This is a genomic window from Ensifer sp. 2TAB8, from assembly GCF_052115125.1.
In the GTDB taxonomy this organism is placed as follows: domain Bacteria; phylum Pseudomonadota; class Alphaproteobacteria; order Rhizobiales; family Rhizobiaceae; genus Ensifer.
Map to the genome: position 1 here is coordinate 269229 of NZ_JBFRGB010000001.1, position 12897 is coordinate 282125.

Genomic DNA, 12897 nt, shown 5'->3' on the forward strand with positions numbered 1-12897 from the left:
TTTCGTTTGCGCCGCAAACAGCACGCGAGACCCCTGCTACTCGTCGCAGCCCTACGTAATCATTCATCAATTTTTGCGCGCTACGGTCGTCCGACGGGCTTGGGCAGGGGTATACAATGCAGGGGCGAACGGCGATTCCGGCCTTTCTGGCGACGTTGCTTCTTGCGACGGCGGTAAAGGCCGAAACCCTGAACCTGCTGATCTGGGAATCCTATATCGACCAGAAGATCCTCGAGCGCTGGACGTCAATAACAGGCGTCGCGGTGCACCAGGTCTATTACGACAGCGGCGACACCCGCGATGAGGTGCTGGCCGATCCGAACAGCCGCGTCGACCTGGTGGTAACCGGCGAAAACAGCGCTGCCCTCTTCGGCCGAAAGGGCGTGCTCGAAAAGCTCGACGAGACCAACGTCGCCTCGCTCCGGGACTATGACGAAACCTGGCGCAACCGCTGCTCAAACCGAGGCTTGCCCTATCTCTGGGGCACGATGGGCATTCTCTACCGGTCGGACGTCGTATCGACGACGCCGACCTCCTGGCAGGATCTCATGCGTCCAGACGCGGCACTCGCCAAGCATGTCGCCATGTACGACGACCACAACGAAGCCTTCGTCGCACCTCTGATGCTGCTTGGCCAGTCGATCAACACCAACGACAGCGCGACGCTGAAGGCCGCCTTTAGCCTGATGAAAGAGCAGGCGCCTTCGGTGCTGACCTATGAATATATCATCAGCGCGATCCAGAACCCGACGGTCAGCAAGGACATCTACATGGCGCTCGGCTACAGCGGCGATCAGCACGTGCTGAACGACAAGGCCGGCACGCCCGGCGCCTGGCGCTACGCCGTTCCCAAGGAAGGCACGCTTTCCTGGCTCGACTGCATGTCCGTGGTCGCGAATTCCCCGAACAAGGACCGGGCGCTGGCGCTGCTCGACTATCTCGGCTCGCCCGGCAGTGCTGCCGCCAACGCGCTGGCGCTCAACATGCCGACGGCAAGCCGGGCAGCCTATAAGCTCCTGCCGGAAGAAGTCCGCACCGACCCCGCGATCTACCCCTCACCCGACATCCTGGCCAAGAGCCAGTATCAACAGGAACTGTCCACAGAGTCGGTGCAATTGCGCCGGCGCATCATCAGCACATTGGCGAACTTCCAGTGAACCTCGGCAAACGCGCGCTCATCCTGATCTTTCCCGTCGTTCTCGCTGGCTACCTGCTGGCAGCAGTCTCGGTCCACGTCACACAGAGCCGTTCCATTCGCGCGCTCGAGCACGCCAAGCTGTCGCAACGCCTCGAACATGCCGCCGCCGTCTTCCAGAACGAAATCGGCCGCAGCAAGGGTTTCCTCAATGCGCTCCTGAACGGCAATTCGCTGCGCCAGTATGTGTCCGAAACGGATGAGGACTACCGCGCCAATGCCCTTGGTGTCAGGCTGCAGGAAAGCCTGAAGTCATTGCTCGACGACCCGACGGGCTACGTCTCGCTGGCGCTGCTGAACTCCGATCTGAAGACGGACTATTATTTCGAGAACAGCTGGGACCCCTTCGCCCAGATCGATGAGGCCCAGCTCAACCTTGCCCGCCGCCTGATCCGCGAAGACAAGCTCGTCGACTGGACCTATCTCTACGAAGCGGGACAAAGACCACGCATCGTCTATTCCTTCTTCCTCGATCCGGTGGCCTTTACCCGACCGCTGCCGAGCAAGAAGTCGAGCGCCCTGCTCGTGCAGGTCGCGATCCAGCCGGACCGCTTCCTCGACATGCAGCGGGCCCTGAAGAAGGAATACGGCTCCGACATCATGTTGCAGCCCTGGCCGCTGGCGATCACCGATGATCTTTCGGCGAGTGTCCATCTCGGGCCCTCGCTCTATGCGACGCTCACGGTTTCGACCGAGCATTTCGATGCACTCATGGCCCGGCAGAAGTTCCTGCTGGCGCTCGGCGCCGTCGCCATGAGCCTGTTCTCGATCTGGCTGATCATCGTGCTGATCCGCCGCTTCATCACCGACCCGATCGCCGCGCTCGACGCCAATGTGATGGCGGTGATGGTTGGCGCGCGCGACGAGATCCGCGACATGGAGGAAAAGGGCGAGATCGGGCGCCTCACGGAAAATATCCGCGAACTGCATCGGCAGTCGGTGCAGTCGTTGAAACTCGTGCAACGCAGTTCCTGGACCGACACTTTGACCGGGATCAGCAACCGTGGCCATTTCAACGCGCTTGCCGCCGGCGCCGTGCGCGAGGCGATCGCCGCCGGCGAGAAGTGCAGCCTGCTGTTCATCGACATCGACAACTTCAAATTCGTCAACGACAAGCACGGACACGAGATCGGCGACGAACTGCTGAAGACACTGGCCGTTCGCATCGGCGAGCGTGTCGACGCGATCACCGAGCGGCGCGGCCAGAAGCCGGCCATTCTGGCACGCCTCTCCGGCGACGAATTCGCCGTGTTCGTGCGGTCTCGACCCGGCGACGGAACGGTCCGTGAAATCTCCGCCGCCATTCTCGGACTGTTCGAAGACGGCTTCGAGGTGTCCGACAAGCGCTATCCGGTGACGGCGAGCATCGGAGCGGCGATCTGCCCCGACGATGCCACCAACCTTGCCGAGCTGATTTCCAACGCCGATGCGGCTATGTATCAGGCAAAGACCAGCGGCAAGAACCGTTCCGCCCGCTTCTCGCGCGCGCTTCACGACAAGCGCACGCGGCTGCGCCAGATCCAGGACGAGCTGCGCTCCCTCGATCCGGACGAGCAGTTCCATCTCGTCTACATGCCGATGGTCGACACCGAAGGCCGCGTCACCGGCTGCGAGGCGCTCTTGCGTTGGTACTCGCCGGTCCTCGGCAACGTTACCCCGGACGAATTCGTGCCAATTGCCGAAAGCTCCGGCCTCTTCACCAAGATCGACTGGTGGGTGATCAACAAGGCGATGTCCGATTGCGGGCAGCTCAAGGCGCTCTTCGGTCCGGAAACGGTGCTGGCGATCAACATTTCTTCGGCCGAACTGCATTCCAAGGCGATTGCCGACCATTTCGCCGAGTGCCTGGAGCGGCATGGCCTCGAGGCGAGCTCGATCGAAATCGAACTGACCGAAACCTTCGCCGTGAAGTTCAGCGATCAGCTTCGCCGCAACATCGATGCCCTGCGGCAAAAGGGTTTCCGCCTTTCGATCGACGATTTCGGCGCAGGCTACACCTCCGTGCAGCAGATCATCGAATACACGGCAGACACGATCAAACTCGACCGGGCGCTGGTGTCGAACCTTACCGCATCGCAGTCGCTGCCGGTGCTCAAGGCGCTGATCGCCCTTTGCCACGCCAAGGACGTTGCGGTCGTCGGCGAAGGCATCGACACGCCGGAGAAGCTTTCCATGCTGACGGCTGCCGGCTGCGACCTGTTCCAGGGCTATCTCATCAGCAAGCCGTTGCCGATCGAAGACCTCGCAATCTGGGCGCTTACACGCACCGCTCGATACGCGCGAGACGAAGCGCGGGACGACCTCCAAAGCCGACAGGCGATCGCCTGAACGGCAGCAACTGCGGGGAATCGCCGCCCCATTCCCGTTTTCCCTTGACCTTGCCGCCCTGCCGTCCTAACCGCAGCGCAGCAATTTCAGGATATCGGGGGCTGCAATGAAGGTTCTTCTGATCGGATCGGGTGGGCGCGAGCACGCCCTGGCATGGAAGATTGCGCAGTCTCCCAAACTGACGAAGCTCTATGCGGCACCGGGCAATCCCGGCATCGCCGAAGAAGCTGTCATCGTCGCCCTCGACGCAGAGGACCACGCGGCCGTCACCGACTTCTGCCGCAAGGAAGCGATCGATTTCGTCGTGGTCGGACCTGAGGGTCCACTGGTTGCCGGTCTCGCCGACGTGCTGCGCGCAGCCGGCATCGCCGTCTTCGGCCCTTCTGCCGCCGCCGCCCAGCTTGAAGGTTCCAAGGGCTTCACCAAGGATCTCTGCGCCCGCTACGACATCCCGACCGGCGCCTATGGCCGCTTCACCGATGCCGAGACCGCGAAGGCCTATGTGCGCGAACAGGGTGCGCCGATCGTCATCAAGGCCGACGGCCTGGCTGCCGGCAAGGGTGTGACCGTCGCCATGGCGCTCGACGTGGCGCTTGCTGCCGTCGACGATTGTTTTGCCGGCGCCTTTGGTGCCGCCGGCGCCGAAGTGGTGGTGGAAGCCTATCTCGATGGCGAGGAAGCAAGCTTCTTCTGTCTCTGCGACGGCAAGACGGCGCTGGCGCTGGCCTCTGCCCAGGATCACAAGCGCGTCGGCGACGGCGATACCGGACCGAACACCGGCGGAATGGGCGCCTACTCTCCAGCCCCGGTCATGACCACCGAAATGATCGAACGGACGATGAAGGAAATCATCGAGCCGACGATGCGCGGCATGGCGGAAAGCGGCCACCCCTTCTCCGGCGTGTTCTTTGCCGGTCTGATGATCACCGCCAAGGGACCCGAACTCATCGAATACAACGTCCGCTTCGGCGACCCGGAATGCCAGGTGCTGATGATGCGGATGAAGAGCGACCTGCTGCCGCTGCTTTACGCCGCCGCGACCGGCACGCTAGCCGGCATGACCGCGGAATGGCGCGACGAAACGGCACTCACCGTCGTCATGGCCTCCAAGGGTTATCCGGGCAGCTACGCCAAGAACACCCCGATCGACGCCCTTCCTGCGGCCTCGGCTACAACCAAGGTGTTCCATGCCGGCACAGCGATGAAGGACGGCGCCCTGGTCGCAACCGGCGGCCGCGTGCTCAACATCACCGCAACGGGTGAAAGCGCCGGCGCGGCGAAGGACGGGGCCTATGCGGCGGTCGCGGCGGTTTCCTGGGAAAACGGCTTCTACCGCCACGATATCGGCTGGCGCGCCGTTGCCCGCGAAAAGGCGTGATCCGAAGCGCAACTCTTCCCCGGATCATTCTATTTTTACCAATTCTCCTGACGGGAAAGTAAGGGAGAGCGCATATTCTCGCCGCTAACAATTGCGGGAGAAAGCGTATGCGCCTGTTGCTGATCACCACCGCCCTCGGGCTTGCCGCCGGCAACGCAGCGGCATCCTCGATCGAGGCGGTCGCTTCCGGCACGACCGACAATGCCAGTGTCGCCACGGTCTCTTGCGCCGCATGCCCGCCGCTGCAATCGAAGAAGAAGGTGACCTATGTCGTACCGACGATTGCGGCGGGCGACGAAACGATCGAGCTCAAGAAGATCAACGGCGAGATGAAGATGGTGCGCACCGAAGCCTGGCTCGGTGGCTCGCCGGTCGTCTTCGTCAGCAAGCCTTCGCAGGAGATCGTCAAGGCTGCCGCCGCCGAGAGCGATGCCTCTCCGACGGTCATCGTCTCGACGAATGCAAACGACCAGAACGCGGTCGCCGACGACGCAAAGCTGATCGCTATCGACCGGACGGCAAAGACCGCCGCCGTCACGCCGATCGGCGCTTCCATGGCGGGCCAGGCCGCCTCCACACCAGACGCCGACACCACCTCACGGCATTTTGATCCGTCCTCCCTCGAACTTCGGCTAGACTGATCTCCTATCGGGAAAGTTCCCTGCCCCGCTCAGCCGTCCCCTGCTTGCAAGGCTGACGGGCGTATCGCTGCAAGAGCGAGAGATTGCGCCCCTGAGAGAAGCAGGGGCGCAATCTTCTTTTAGGGGCCTTCCAATTCTTCGATCCGCGCGACCAGCGCGTCGATTTGCCTGTCCGAGTAGACTTCGATGCCGTTGCCGGCGAGCAAGGCTGCGGTTACGCCTTCACCCGGATGGCGTGCGCCGGAGAAACTGCCGTCATAGACGAAGCTGGATCCGCAGGACGGGCTGCCATCAATCAGCAGCGCGAAGCGACAGCCGCTCTCCTTCGCCAGCGAAAGCGCGTTTTCGGCTGCCCGCACGAAACCTTCGGTGACGTCGCGGCCGTTGATCTCCACCACCCTTGCGCCGCCTGCCAGAACGTCCTTGCCGGCGGCACCGGCGGCGATTTCGGCCGGCGGGCGCGGCACCGGCATGCCGGCCGACATTTCCGGACAGATGGTCACAAGGCGGCCTTCGGCGCGCCAGCGATCGATCGCCGGATGAACGAGCGGCTTCGACTGGCCATCATAACGAACGGCGTGGCCCATGAGACAGGCGCTGACGAGGATCTTTTCGGACATGTCTTCCTCTACTCTGAGGTTCCCTCATCCATCAAGCGTGATCCAAGCACCAGCGTCCCGCAGTGTCAGATCCAACGGTCGCTCGCGGCTGTACGCTCCCCGCCCTCATGACCGGTGTTGAGTGTGCCGCGCGGCTCGATCAGCAGCATCTTCACCTCGCGCTCGGCATAGGGCTTGTGCTCTACACCTTTTGGCACGACGTACATTTCTCCCGGGCCAAGCGTCACCGCGCCATCGCGGAAATCGATGCGCAATGTGCCTTCGAGCACGATGAAGGCCTCGTCGGTATCTTCATGATCATGCCAGATGAAATCGCCTTCGATGCGCACGATCTTGAACTGGTAGTCATTGAGTTCGGCAATGACGCGCGGCTGCCATTGATCGCTAAAGAGCGAGAGCTTCTCCGTGAAATTGATCGGCTTGTAGGTTTTCGTCGCGATGTTCATCGGCTGTCTCCATCTGGATGATGGAGACAGGATATAGGACGCCCGGGGCCAACCCGCTTGAACGTTTGTGCGAGGAGACCCGCCGGCGGACCGGTGGCGGGCCCCGCCTAGCCGGCGATCTTCGAGAAGTCCGCGACCGTGCCAGTGGCCGAGCGGATGAGGCCGAGCAGCGCCAGGCGGTTGCCGCGGATCGCCGCATCGTCGTCATTGACGAGCACGTCGTTAAAGAACTGGTCGACCGGCTGGCGCAGCTTTGCCAGTGCTTCCATCGCCGAGCGGAAATCTTCCTTGGCAATCGCCGCGCGCGCTTCGCCGGAGCCGGCTTCGACGGCCTGGTGCAGGGCCTTTTCGGCATCGAGACGGAAGAGGCCGGCGTCGACGGCGTCGGCGACGGTCGTGCCCTTCTTTTCCTCGGCCGCCAGGATCTGCGTCGCACGCTTGGTGCCGGCGAGCAGGTTCCTGCCCTCTTCGTCGGTGATGAAGGCCGTGAGTGCCTCGACGCGGCGGGCGATCATCAGCAGGTCGTCCGAATCCGACGTCAGCACGGCGTCGATCAGGTCATGACGGGCGCCGAGATCGCGCAGGTAGACCTTGAGGCGATCGTGGAAGAAGGAGAGCAGATCGGCGGAAACATCATCCGCAAGCGCCGGCTTCTGCGCACGAAGCGCGACGAGTGCCGTTTCAAAAGCCGGCAGCAACGCCAGACGCGCCTTGCCTTCCAGGATCAGACGGATGACGCCGAGTGCCGCGCGGCGCAGCGCATAGGGATCCTTGGAGCCGGTCGGCTTTTCGTCGATCGCCCAGAAGCCAACGAGCGTGTCGAGCTTGTCGGCAAGCGCGACCGTCACTGCGACCGGTTCGGTCGGCACGCGGTCGGACGGACCTTGCGGCTTGTAGTGATCCTCGAGCGCGTCGGAGACCGACTGCTCTTCGCCCTGAAGCAGCGCGTATTTGTGGCCCATGATGCCCTGAAGCTCGGGGAATTCGCCGACAGCTTCGGTGCGCAGGTCCGCCTTCGCGAGCACAACGGCGCGATCGACGAGCCTCTGGTCGGCGCCGGTGACCTTGGCGAGTTCAGCGGCCAGCGCCCGGATGCGGGCGACGCGTTCGCCCTGGGTGCCGAGCTTGGCGTGGAAGGTAACGTTCAGCGCGTCGAGCTTGGCCATGCGTTGGTCGAGCGGCTTCTTGAGATCCAGGCTGAACCTCTTCGCGGACGCTTCCAGCGTTTCGAGATCCGGCAGGTTGCCCTGGTCGCGATGCCAGAAATGCGCCGCATCCGAAAGGCGAGCGCGCACGACCTTGCCGTTGCCGTGGACGATCTCCTTGCCGCCGTCCTTGGCCTCGATGTTCGAAACGAGGATAAACTTGTTGGAGAGCGTTTCGGCACCCGGCGCGCGGGTGACGAAGCACTTCTGGTTGGTCTTGATGGTCAGCCGGATGATTTCCGAGGGGATTTCGAGATAGGCCTCCTCGAAGCTGCCCATCAGCACCTGCGGCCATTCGACGAGGCCCGAGACCTCTTCGAGCAGGCCTTCGTCTTCGACGAGCTCCAGGCCATTGGCGAAGGCCACGTTGCGCGCATCGGCAAGGATCATTTCCTTGCGGCGCTCGCCGTCGAGAACGACCTTCGCCTTTTCCAGCTTCTCGGCGTAGTCGGCAAAGCGGCGAACGGTGATTGCTTCCGGCGCGTGGAAGCGGTGACCATAGGTGACGTTCGAGGCGACGATACCGTCGACCTCAAACGCGATTACGTGGGTTTCCTCGGTTTCCGAACCGAAGGTGCAGACGATCGACTGCAGCGGGCGGACCCAGCGAAGCGCACCGGGCTTTGCCGAGGCGACGCCGGAGCGCATCGGCTTCGGCCAGGGGAAATTGCGAATGATGCCCGGCATCGCCTCGGCGATGATCTCTTCGGCGGCACGACCCGGCTTGACGATGTGGGCGACGTAGAAATCGCCCTTCTTCGGGTCGCTGTGGACATGCGCCTCGCTGATCGAGGAGAGGCCGGCGCCGCGCAGAAAGCCTTCGATCGCCTTTTCGTTGGCGTCGGTGCGCGGGCCCTTGCGCTCTTCGCGGATATCGGCCGAGCGGGCGTTGAGGCCACGGATATCGAGCGTCAACCGGCGCGGCGTCCAGTATTCGCGCGCACCCTCGTAGGTGAGGCCCGCTTCGACCAGAGCATCGGTCAGCAGCTTCTTGAGGTCGCCGGCCGCCTTGCGCTGCAGGCGGGCAGGAATTTCCTCGGAGCGGAGTTCGATAAGAAGATCGGGCATAGGCGTGACTTTTTCTGTTCCGGACGGTTGCGGCGGACTTAGCAATCTCTGGCAAGAATGTCACCAAGCCCGTCGATGAATTTGGCTGTCTCAGCGCGCATGCGCGGGCGGTTACCAGCCACCGCCACCACCACCGCCGCCGCCGCCGCCGGAAAAACCGCCACCGGACGAGAAGCCTGACGATGACGATTTGGGTGGAGGCGGCAGGGACGACGTCATCGTGTCCGCCATCGAGCCGGCAAAGCCGCCGATGCGGTCGCCGAAGGTGCTCGAGCCGAAATTGTCGCCGTGATACCAGCTCGGCTGATAGGCCGCCGCCGCAGCAGCGCCTGCCGCAGCGGCAAGCATCCAGCGATCGAAGGTCTCGGTCCAGGGCTTTTCGACGCCGAGCGCCACGGCATAGGGGAGCAGCGTCTCAAAATGCCGGGGTGACATCTCGGGCGCCCCTTGCATGTTCATCCGGTCCTTTTCGGCGAGCGTCATGTATTGCCGCAGCCCATCGATGCCATCCATCATCCGCGTGCCAAGCGGCGTCGGTGCGCCCATCAGGAAGAAGAACAGCACATTCACGAGAACGATGGCGCCAATGACGAACAGCAACGGCAATTCGTCGGTCTCAGCCGCGGAATAGAAGACCGCGGCCAGGATCGCCGAAAAGATCGTGAACGTGACGAAGCCGATGAAGGCCACGACCACGATCGACATGATCCGGCTCATCAGGCTCTTCTCGCGCCGAAGCGACTTGCCAAAGGAGACGGCGAGGATCGATACGAAGAAAGCAATGAAAACGGGAACGATCACCAGCGGCAGGCTGTCCTCGCTGAGGTCGCCGAAGAAGAAGACGGCTGCGACGGCCAACACCGACAGGATGACGCCGGCAACCACATAGCCGGTATTCGACAGATAATATTTGCCGCGATGCTCGCGTTCCATGGCATTGCGAAAATCCGCGCCGGTCGTCTGCACCCGCGTGCCGTGGGCGCGGTCGATGGTCAGCTTGCCGCCTGCGGCATTGACCGCCTTCATCACGGCCGCCTCGCCGGTCGGCAGTTTTTCATCGCCTTTCTTGCCGGTCGCGGCAATGACGATGGCGTTCTTGAGGTCTTCGAGAACCACGTGGCCCTTGACCGCAAGATTGAGCGCCGCCGCCGACAGCGCGGTCCAGCCCTCACCGGAAAAACCCCTGTTGTCGATGTAATTGACCAGCGCCGGTGAAATCCCCTCCGGCGGGTCCCAGCGCGGCACCATGACGCCGCGGTCCGGGTCACGCCCGACCCTGAGCCAGGCTTGGCTATAATAGAGAAGGACGACCGCGAGCCCGGCGCCGGCGATGACGAGCGCAAGGTGATCGCGCAGCCACCAGGCGTTCTCCTGGCTAGAAGAGGGCCTCTCGATGCTGCCCTTCGGCATCTTGATGGCGATCGTCAGCCCTTCGCGCGGGTCGAGACGGCGCGTGGTGGCGAAGAAGATCTCGCCGCCATCCCTGGATGCGCGAGCGTCCTTGCCGGTTGCGCCGTAGCCGCCGGTGAAGAAATCGAACGCTTCGGCCTTCACACCCTCGGGCAAGGTCACCGTCGCACTCGCCTCGTCGATCGGGAAGTCCCACTCGGTACCGGTCACGTTCCAGTAGAGCTCGTCGTGATCGTCGAAGAAGCGGATCTGACGGCCGGTCTCATAGGTGAACTGGAAGGTATGCTCGCCCGGCTCCAGAAACACCTCGGCCGAACCGGTGTAGATGCGGATGCCGCCGCTGATCGATTCCGTGCGGTAGGGTTCCTCGTCGCCGTCGCGCTCCACCGACAGCAGCTTGAAATCGACCTTGCTGCGCTTGCCCTTCGCATCGGTGAAGGTCAACGGCAGGTCGCGATAGATGCCGCGGCGGATCTTGTCGCCCTCGACAGTCGCCGTGATCGTCTCAGTGACGGTCATCGTGCCGTCCTTGGCGAGATCGATCACGGAGCGGTAGGCTGAGAAGACCTCCTCCGCCCGCCCGATGCCCGCCGTTGCCAGCAAAAGAACCAGAACGGCGAATGCGGCTGCGAGACGGGCCATGCGGATCAAGCTTTCCTGTCGTTGACTTTCAAGGCACAACGCCGGGCGTTAGGGCCGATCGCCGGTGAATTCGACACCAAGCGAGGCGAGCGCGTCCCAATAGGCCGGATAGGTCTTGGCGACGCAGCCGGGGTCCTCGATCGTGATGCCGTGGATCTTCAGGCCGGCAAGCGCGAAGCTCATGGCGATGCGGTGGTCGGCGAAGGTATCGATCGAGGCGGGCAAGGTCTGGCCGGCGAGCGTGGGATCGGAGGAGACAATCAGATCGTCACCCTCCTCGTGCGCCAGGCCGGGCCGGATCGCCGTCAGGCCGAGCGACAGCGCGCGCACACGGTCACATTCCTTGACGCGAAGGTTTGCGAGGCCGACGAAGCGCACGGGGGTCTTGTTGAAGGCCGCAAGCACGGCGATCGTCGGGATCGCGTCCTGCATCTGCGAACCATCGATGACGGCGGGCAAGTTCGGGAAGCTTGAGATCACCGCATGGGCGCGCGCATCCGGTTGCGAAAAGGCCGTCGCCGGGACACCGAGATCGATGGCGCCACCCGTCAGGACTTCCGCCGCCCAGAGATAGGTGGCGGCCGAAGCGTCCGGCTCGATAACGTAGTCGGCGGCCCGGTAACCCGTTGGCGCGACTTGCCAGACGGACGGGCTCACCTGCTCGACTTCGGCGCCGAAGGCGCGCATGGCGGCGACCGTCAGGTCGATGTAACCGCGTGCGCCGATCTCGTCGCCGGCAAGCTCGATGCTGACCGGCCCCTTGGCGCCCGGTGCCGCCATCAGCAGGGCCGAAACGTACTGGCTGGAGAGGCCGGCATCGATGACGACGCGCCCGGCCGGGAAGCCACCGGTGCCCTTGACGGTGACTGGTGGGCAGCCGGTTTCGGAGGTGACCTCGACGCCGAGAGCGCCGAGCGCTTCGACAAGCGGCTTGATCGGGCGCTTGCGCATGTGCTGATCGCCGTCGACGATGACCGTGCCATCAACGAGCGCTGCCGCGGCGGTCAGGAAGCGCGTGGCGGTGCCCGCATTGCCGAGGAAAAGCGGCGCTGCCGGCGGGTTGAGCTTGCCCGTGCCGGTGACGACAAACGTCGTATCATCAGGCTCGCTGATTTCGACGCCCATCGCCCGTAGCGCATCCGCCATGTAGCGAGTGTCGTCGCTTTTCAGCGCACCCGTCAGCCGGCTCGTGCCCTTTGCAAGGCCAGCCAGAAGCAGCGCCCGGTTGGTGATCGACTTCGAACCCGGCGGGCGCACATGGCCGCGCAGCGGATGGTCAGTTGGAAGGATGGTCAGTTTCTTCATGCTGTCGGTGGTCATCGAATGGGATCTCTTGATGCGAATTGAGCCGCGATGGGAGCCCGCGGCCGGAATGTGTTTGGCGATCGATTGAATATGGTCAGAACTTGACCTGCGGTACCGCGCGATCGGCTTCGTTGGTGATCTCGAAATAGCCGGCCTTGACGAAGCGGAAGGCGTTGGCGATGAGGTTCGAAGGGAAGCTCTCGACCTTGACGTTGAGGTCGCGGGCCGCACCGTTGTAGTAGCGGCGCGACATCTGGATCTCGCCCTCGATCGTCTCCAACGAGCGCTGCAGCTCGGCAAAGTTTTCGTTGGCCTTCAGGTCCGGATAGGCTTCGGCCAGCGCGAACAGCTTGCCGAGCGCCCGGGAAAGCGCGCCCTCGGCCTGGGCCCGCCCCTCGACGTCGCCCGATGGCACCGCCTGGGCGCGGTTGCGCATGGCAATTACCTCTTCCAGCGTCGATTTCTCGTGCGCGGCATAGCCCTTCACCGTCTCGATGAGGTTGGGAATGAGATCGGCACGGCGCTTCAACTGCACATCGATGCCCGACCACGCCTCCTCGGCGATCTGCCGCGCCTTGACGAGACCGTTATAGACGAAAACCAGATACAGGATCACGACGACGGCAATTGCCAGACCGATCATAGGGCACCCTCCAAAG

At 63.4% G+C, this 12897-nt stretch carries 10 protein-coding genes; 4 read left to right on the plus strand and 6 right to left on the minus strand.

All coding sequences use genetic code 11. The annotated features are described in order from the left end of the window. Positions 1-116 precede the first annotated feature (116 nt). The 4 genes from AB4Z53_RS01410 to AB4Z53_RS01425 all read left to right on the plus strand — a co-directional run bounded on the left by AB4Z53_RS01410 (position 117) and on the right by AB4Z53_RS01425 (position 5542). Entirely contained in the window at positions 117-1157 is a 1041-nt protein-coding gene (locus AB4Z53_RS01410) for an ABC transporter substrate-binding protein (protein WP_441594299.1), read from the plus strand. Beyond that, positions 1154-3523, plus strand: coding sequence for a putative bifunctional diguanylate cyclase/phosphodiesterase (locus tag AB4Z53_RS01415; RefSeq protein ID WP_441594300.1), 2370 nt, complete (start codon positions 1154-1156; stop codon positions 3521-3523). The genes AB4Z53_RS01410 and AB4Z53_RS01415 overlap by 4 nt, the downstream gene beginning before the upstream one ends. Before the next feature lie 106 nt (positions 3524-3629). Then, positions 3630-4901 carry a phosphoribosylamine--glycine ligase gene (gene purD, locus AB4Z53_RS01420; protein ID WP_441594301.1) on the plus strand — a complete coding sequence of 424 codons (1272 nt, stop codon included), beginning with the start codon at positions 3630-3632 and terminating at the stop codon, positions 4899-4901. Positions 4902-5008: 107 nt separating this feature from the next. Continuing rightward, entirely contained in the window at positions 5009-5542 is a 534-nt protein-coding gene (locus AB4Z53_RS01425) for a plant virulence effector HPE1-like domain-containing protein (RefSeq protein WP_441594302.1), read from the plus strand. Between the two features lie 119 nt (positions 5543-5661). Here the strand turns inward: AB4Z53_RS01425 and AB4Z53_RS01430 are convergent, their stop codons facing one another. The 6 genes from AB4Z53_RS01430 to AB4Z53_RS01455 form a co-directional block, all read right to left on the minus strand. Then, a complete protein-coding gene (locus tag AB4Z53_RS01430) occupies positions 5662-6162 on the minus strand; it encodes a DUF523 domain-containing protein (protein ID WP_441594303.1) in 501 nt (166 codons plus the stop codon). 65 nt (positions 6163-6227) lie between these two features. Beyond that, a complete protein-coding gene (locus AB4Z53_RS01435; RefSeq protein WP_441594304.1) occupies positions 6228-6608 on the minus strand; it encodes a cupin domain-containing protein in 381 nt (126 codons plus the stop codon). Between the two features lie 107 nt (positions 6609-6715). Continuing rightward, complete coding sequence (gene glyS / locus AB4Z53_RS01440; protein WP_441594305.1) at positions 6716-8881, minus strand: glycine--tRNA ligase subunit beta; 2166 nt, start codon at positions 8879-8881, stop codon at positions 6716-6718. A 111-nt stretch (positions 8882-8992) separates the two neighbouring features. Next, positions 8993-10933: a DUF2207 domain-containing protein gene (locus AB4Z53_RS01445; protein ID WP_113538033.1), complete on the minus strand. Its 1941-nt coding sequence runs from the start codon at positions 10931-10933 to the stop codon at positions 8993-8995. Positions 10934-10981: 48 nt separating this feature from the next. Next, positions 10982-12253, minus strand: coding sequence for a 3-phosphoshikimate 1-carboxyvinyltransferase (locus tag AB4Z53_RS01450; protein ID WP_441594306.1), 1272 nt, complete (start codon positions 12251-12253; stop codon positions 10982-10984). Positions 12254-12332: 79 nt separating this feature from the next. Next, the gene (locus tag AB4Z53_RS01455) at positions 12333-12881 is read right to left on the minus strand and encodes a LemA family protein (protein WP_441594307.1); all 549 of its coding nucleotides are present in this window, start codon (positions 12879-12881) and stop codon (positions 12333-12335) included. Positions 12882-12897: the final 16 nt, after the last annotated feature.

What these genes read in the sequence shown, in the direction of transcription:
- AB4Z53_RS01455 (WP_441594307.1), bottom strand. Translation starts at nt 12,881, where the DNA reads ATGATCGGTCTGGCAATTGCCGTCGTCGTGATCCTGTATCTGGTTTTC.
- AB4Z53_RS01430 (WP_441594303.1), bottom strand. Translation starts at nt 6,162, where the DNA reads ATGTCCGAAAAGATCCTCGTCAGCGCCTGTCTCATGGGCCACGCCGTT.
- AB4Z53_RS01445 (WP_113538033.1), bottom strand. Translation starts at nt 10,933, where the DNA reads ATGGCCCGTCTCGCAGCCGCATTCGCCGTTCTGGTTCTTTTGCTGGCA.
- AB4Z53_RS01435 (WP_441594304.1), bottom strand. Translation starts at nt 6,608, where the DNA reads ATGAACATCGCGACGAAAACCTACAAGCCGATCAATTTCACGGAGAAG.
- glyS (WP_441594305.1), bottom strand. Translation starts at nt 8,881, where the DNA reads ATGCCCGATCTTCTTATCGAACTCCGCTCCGAGGAAATTCCTGCCCGC.
- purD (WP_441594301.1), top strand. Translation starts at nt 3,630, where the DNA reads ATGAAGGTTCTTCTGATCGGATCGGGTGGGCGCGAGCACGCCCTGGCA.
- AB4Z53_RS01450 (WP_441594306.1), bottom strand. Translation starts at nt 12,253, where the DNA reads ATGACCACCGACAGCATGAAGAAACTGACCATCCTTCCAACTGACCAT.
- AB4Z53_RS01425 (WP_441594302.1), top strand. Translation starts at nt 5,009, where the DNA reads ATGCGCCTGTTGCTGATCACCACCGCCCTCGGGCTTGCCGCCGGCAAC.
- AB4Z53_RS01410 (WP_441594299.1), top strand. Translation starts at nt 117, where the DNA reads ATGCAGGGGCGAACGGCGATTCCGGCCTTTCTGGCGACGTTGCTTCTT.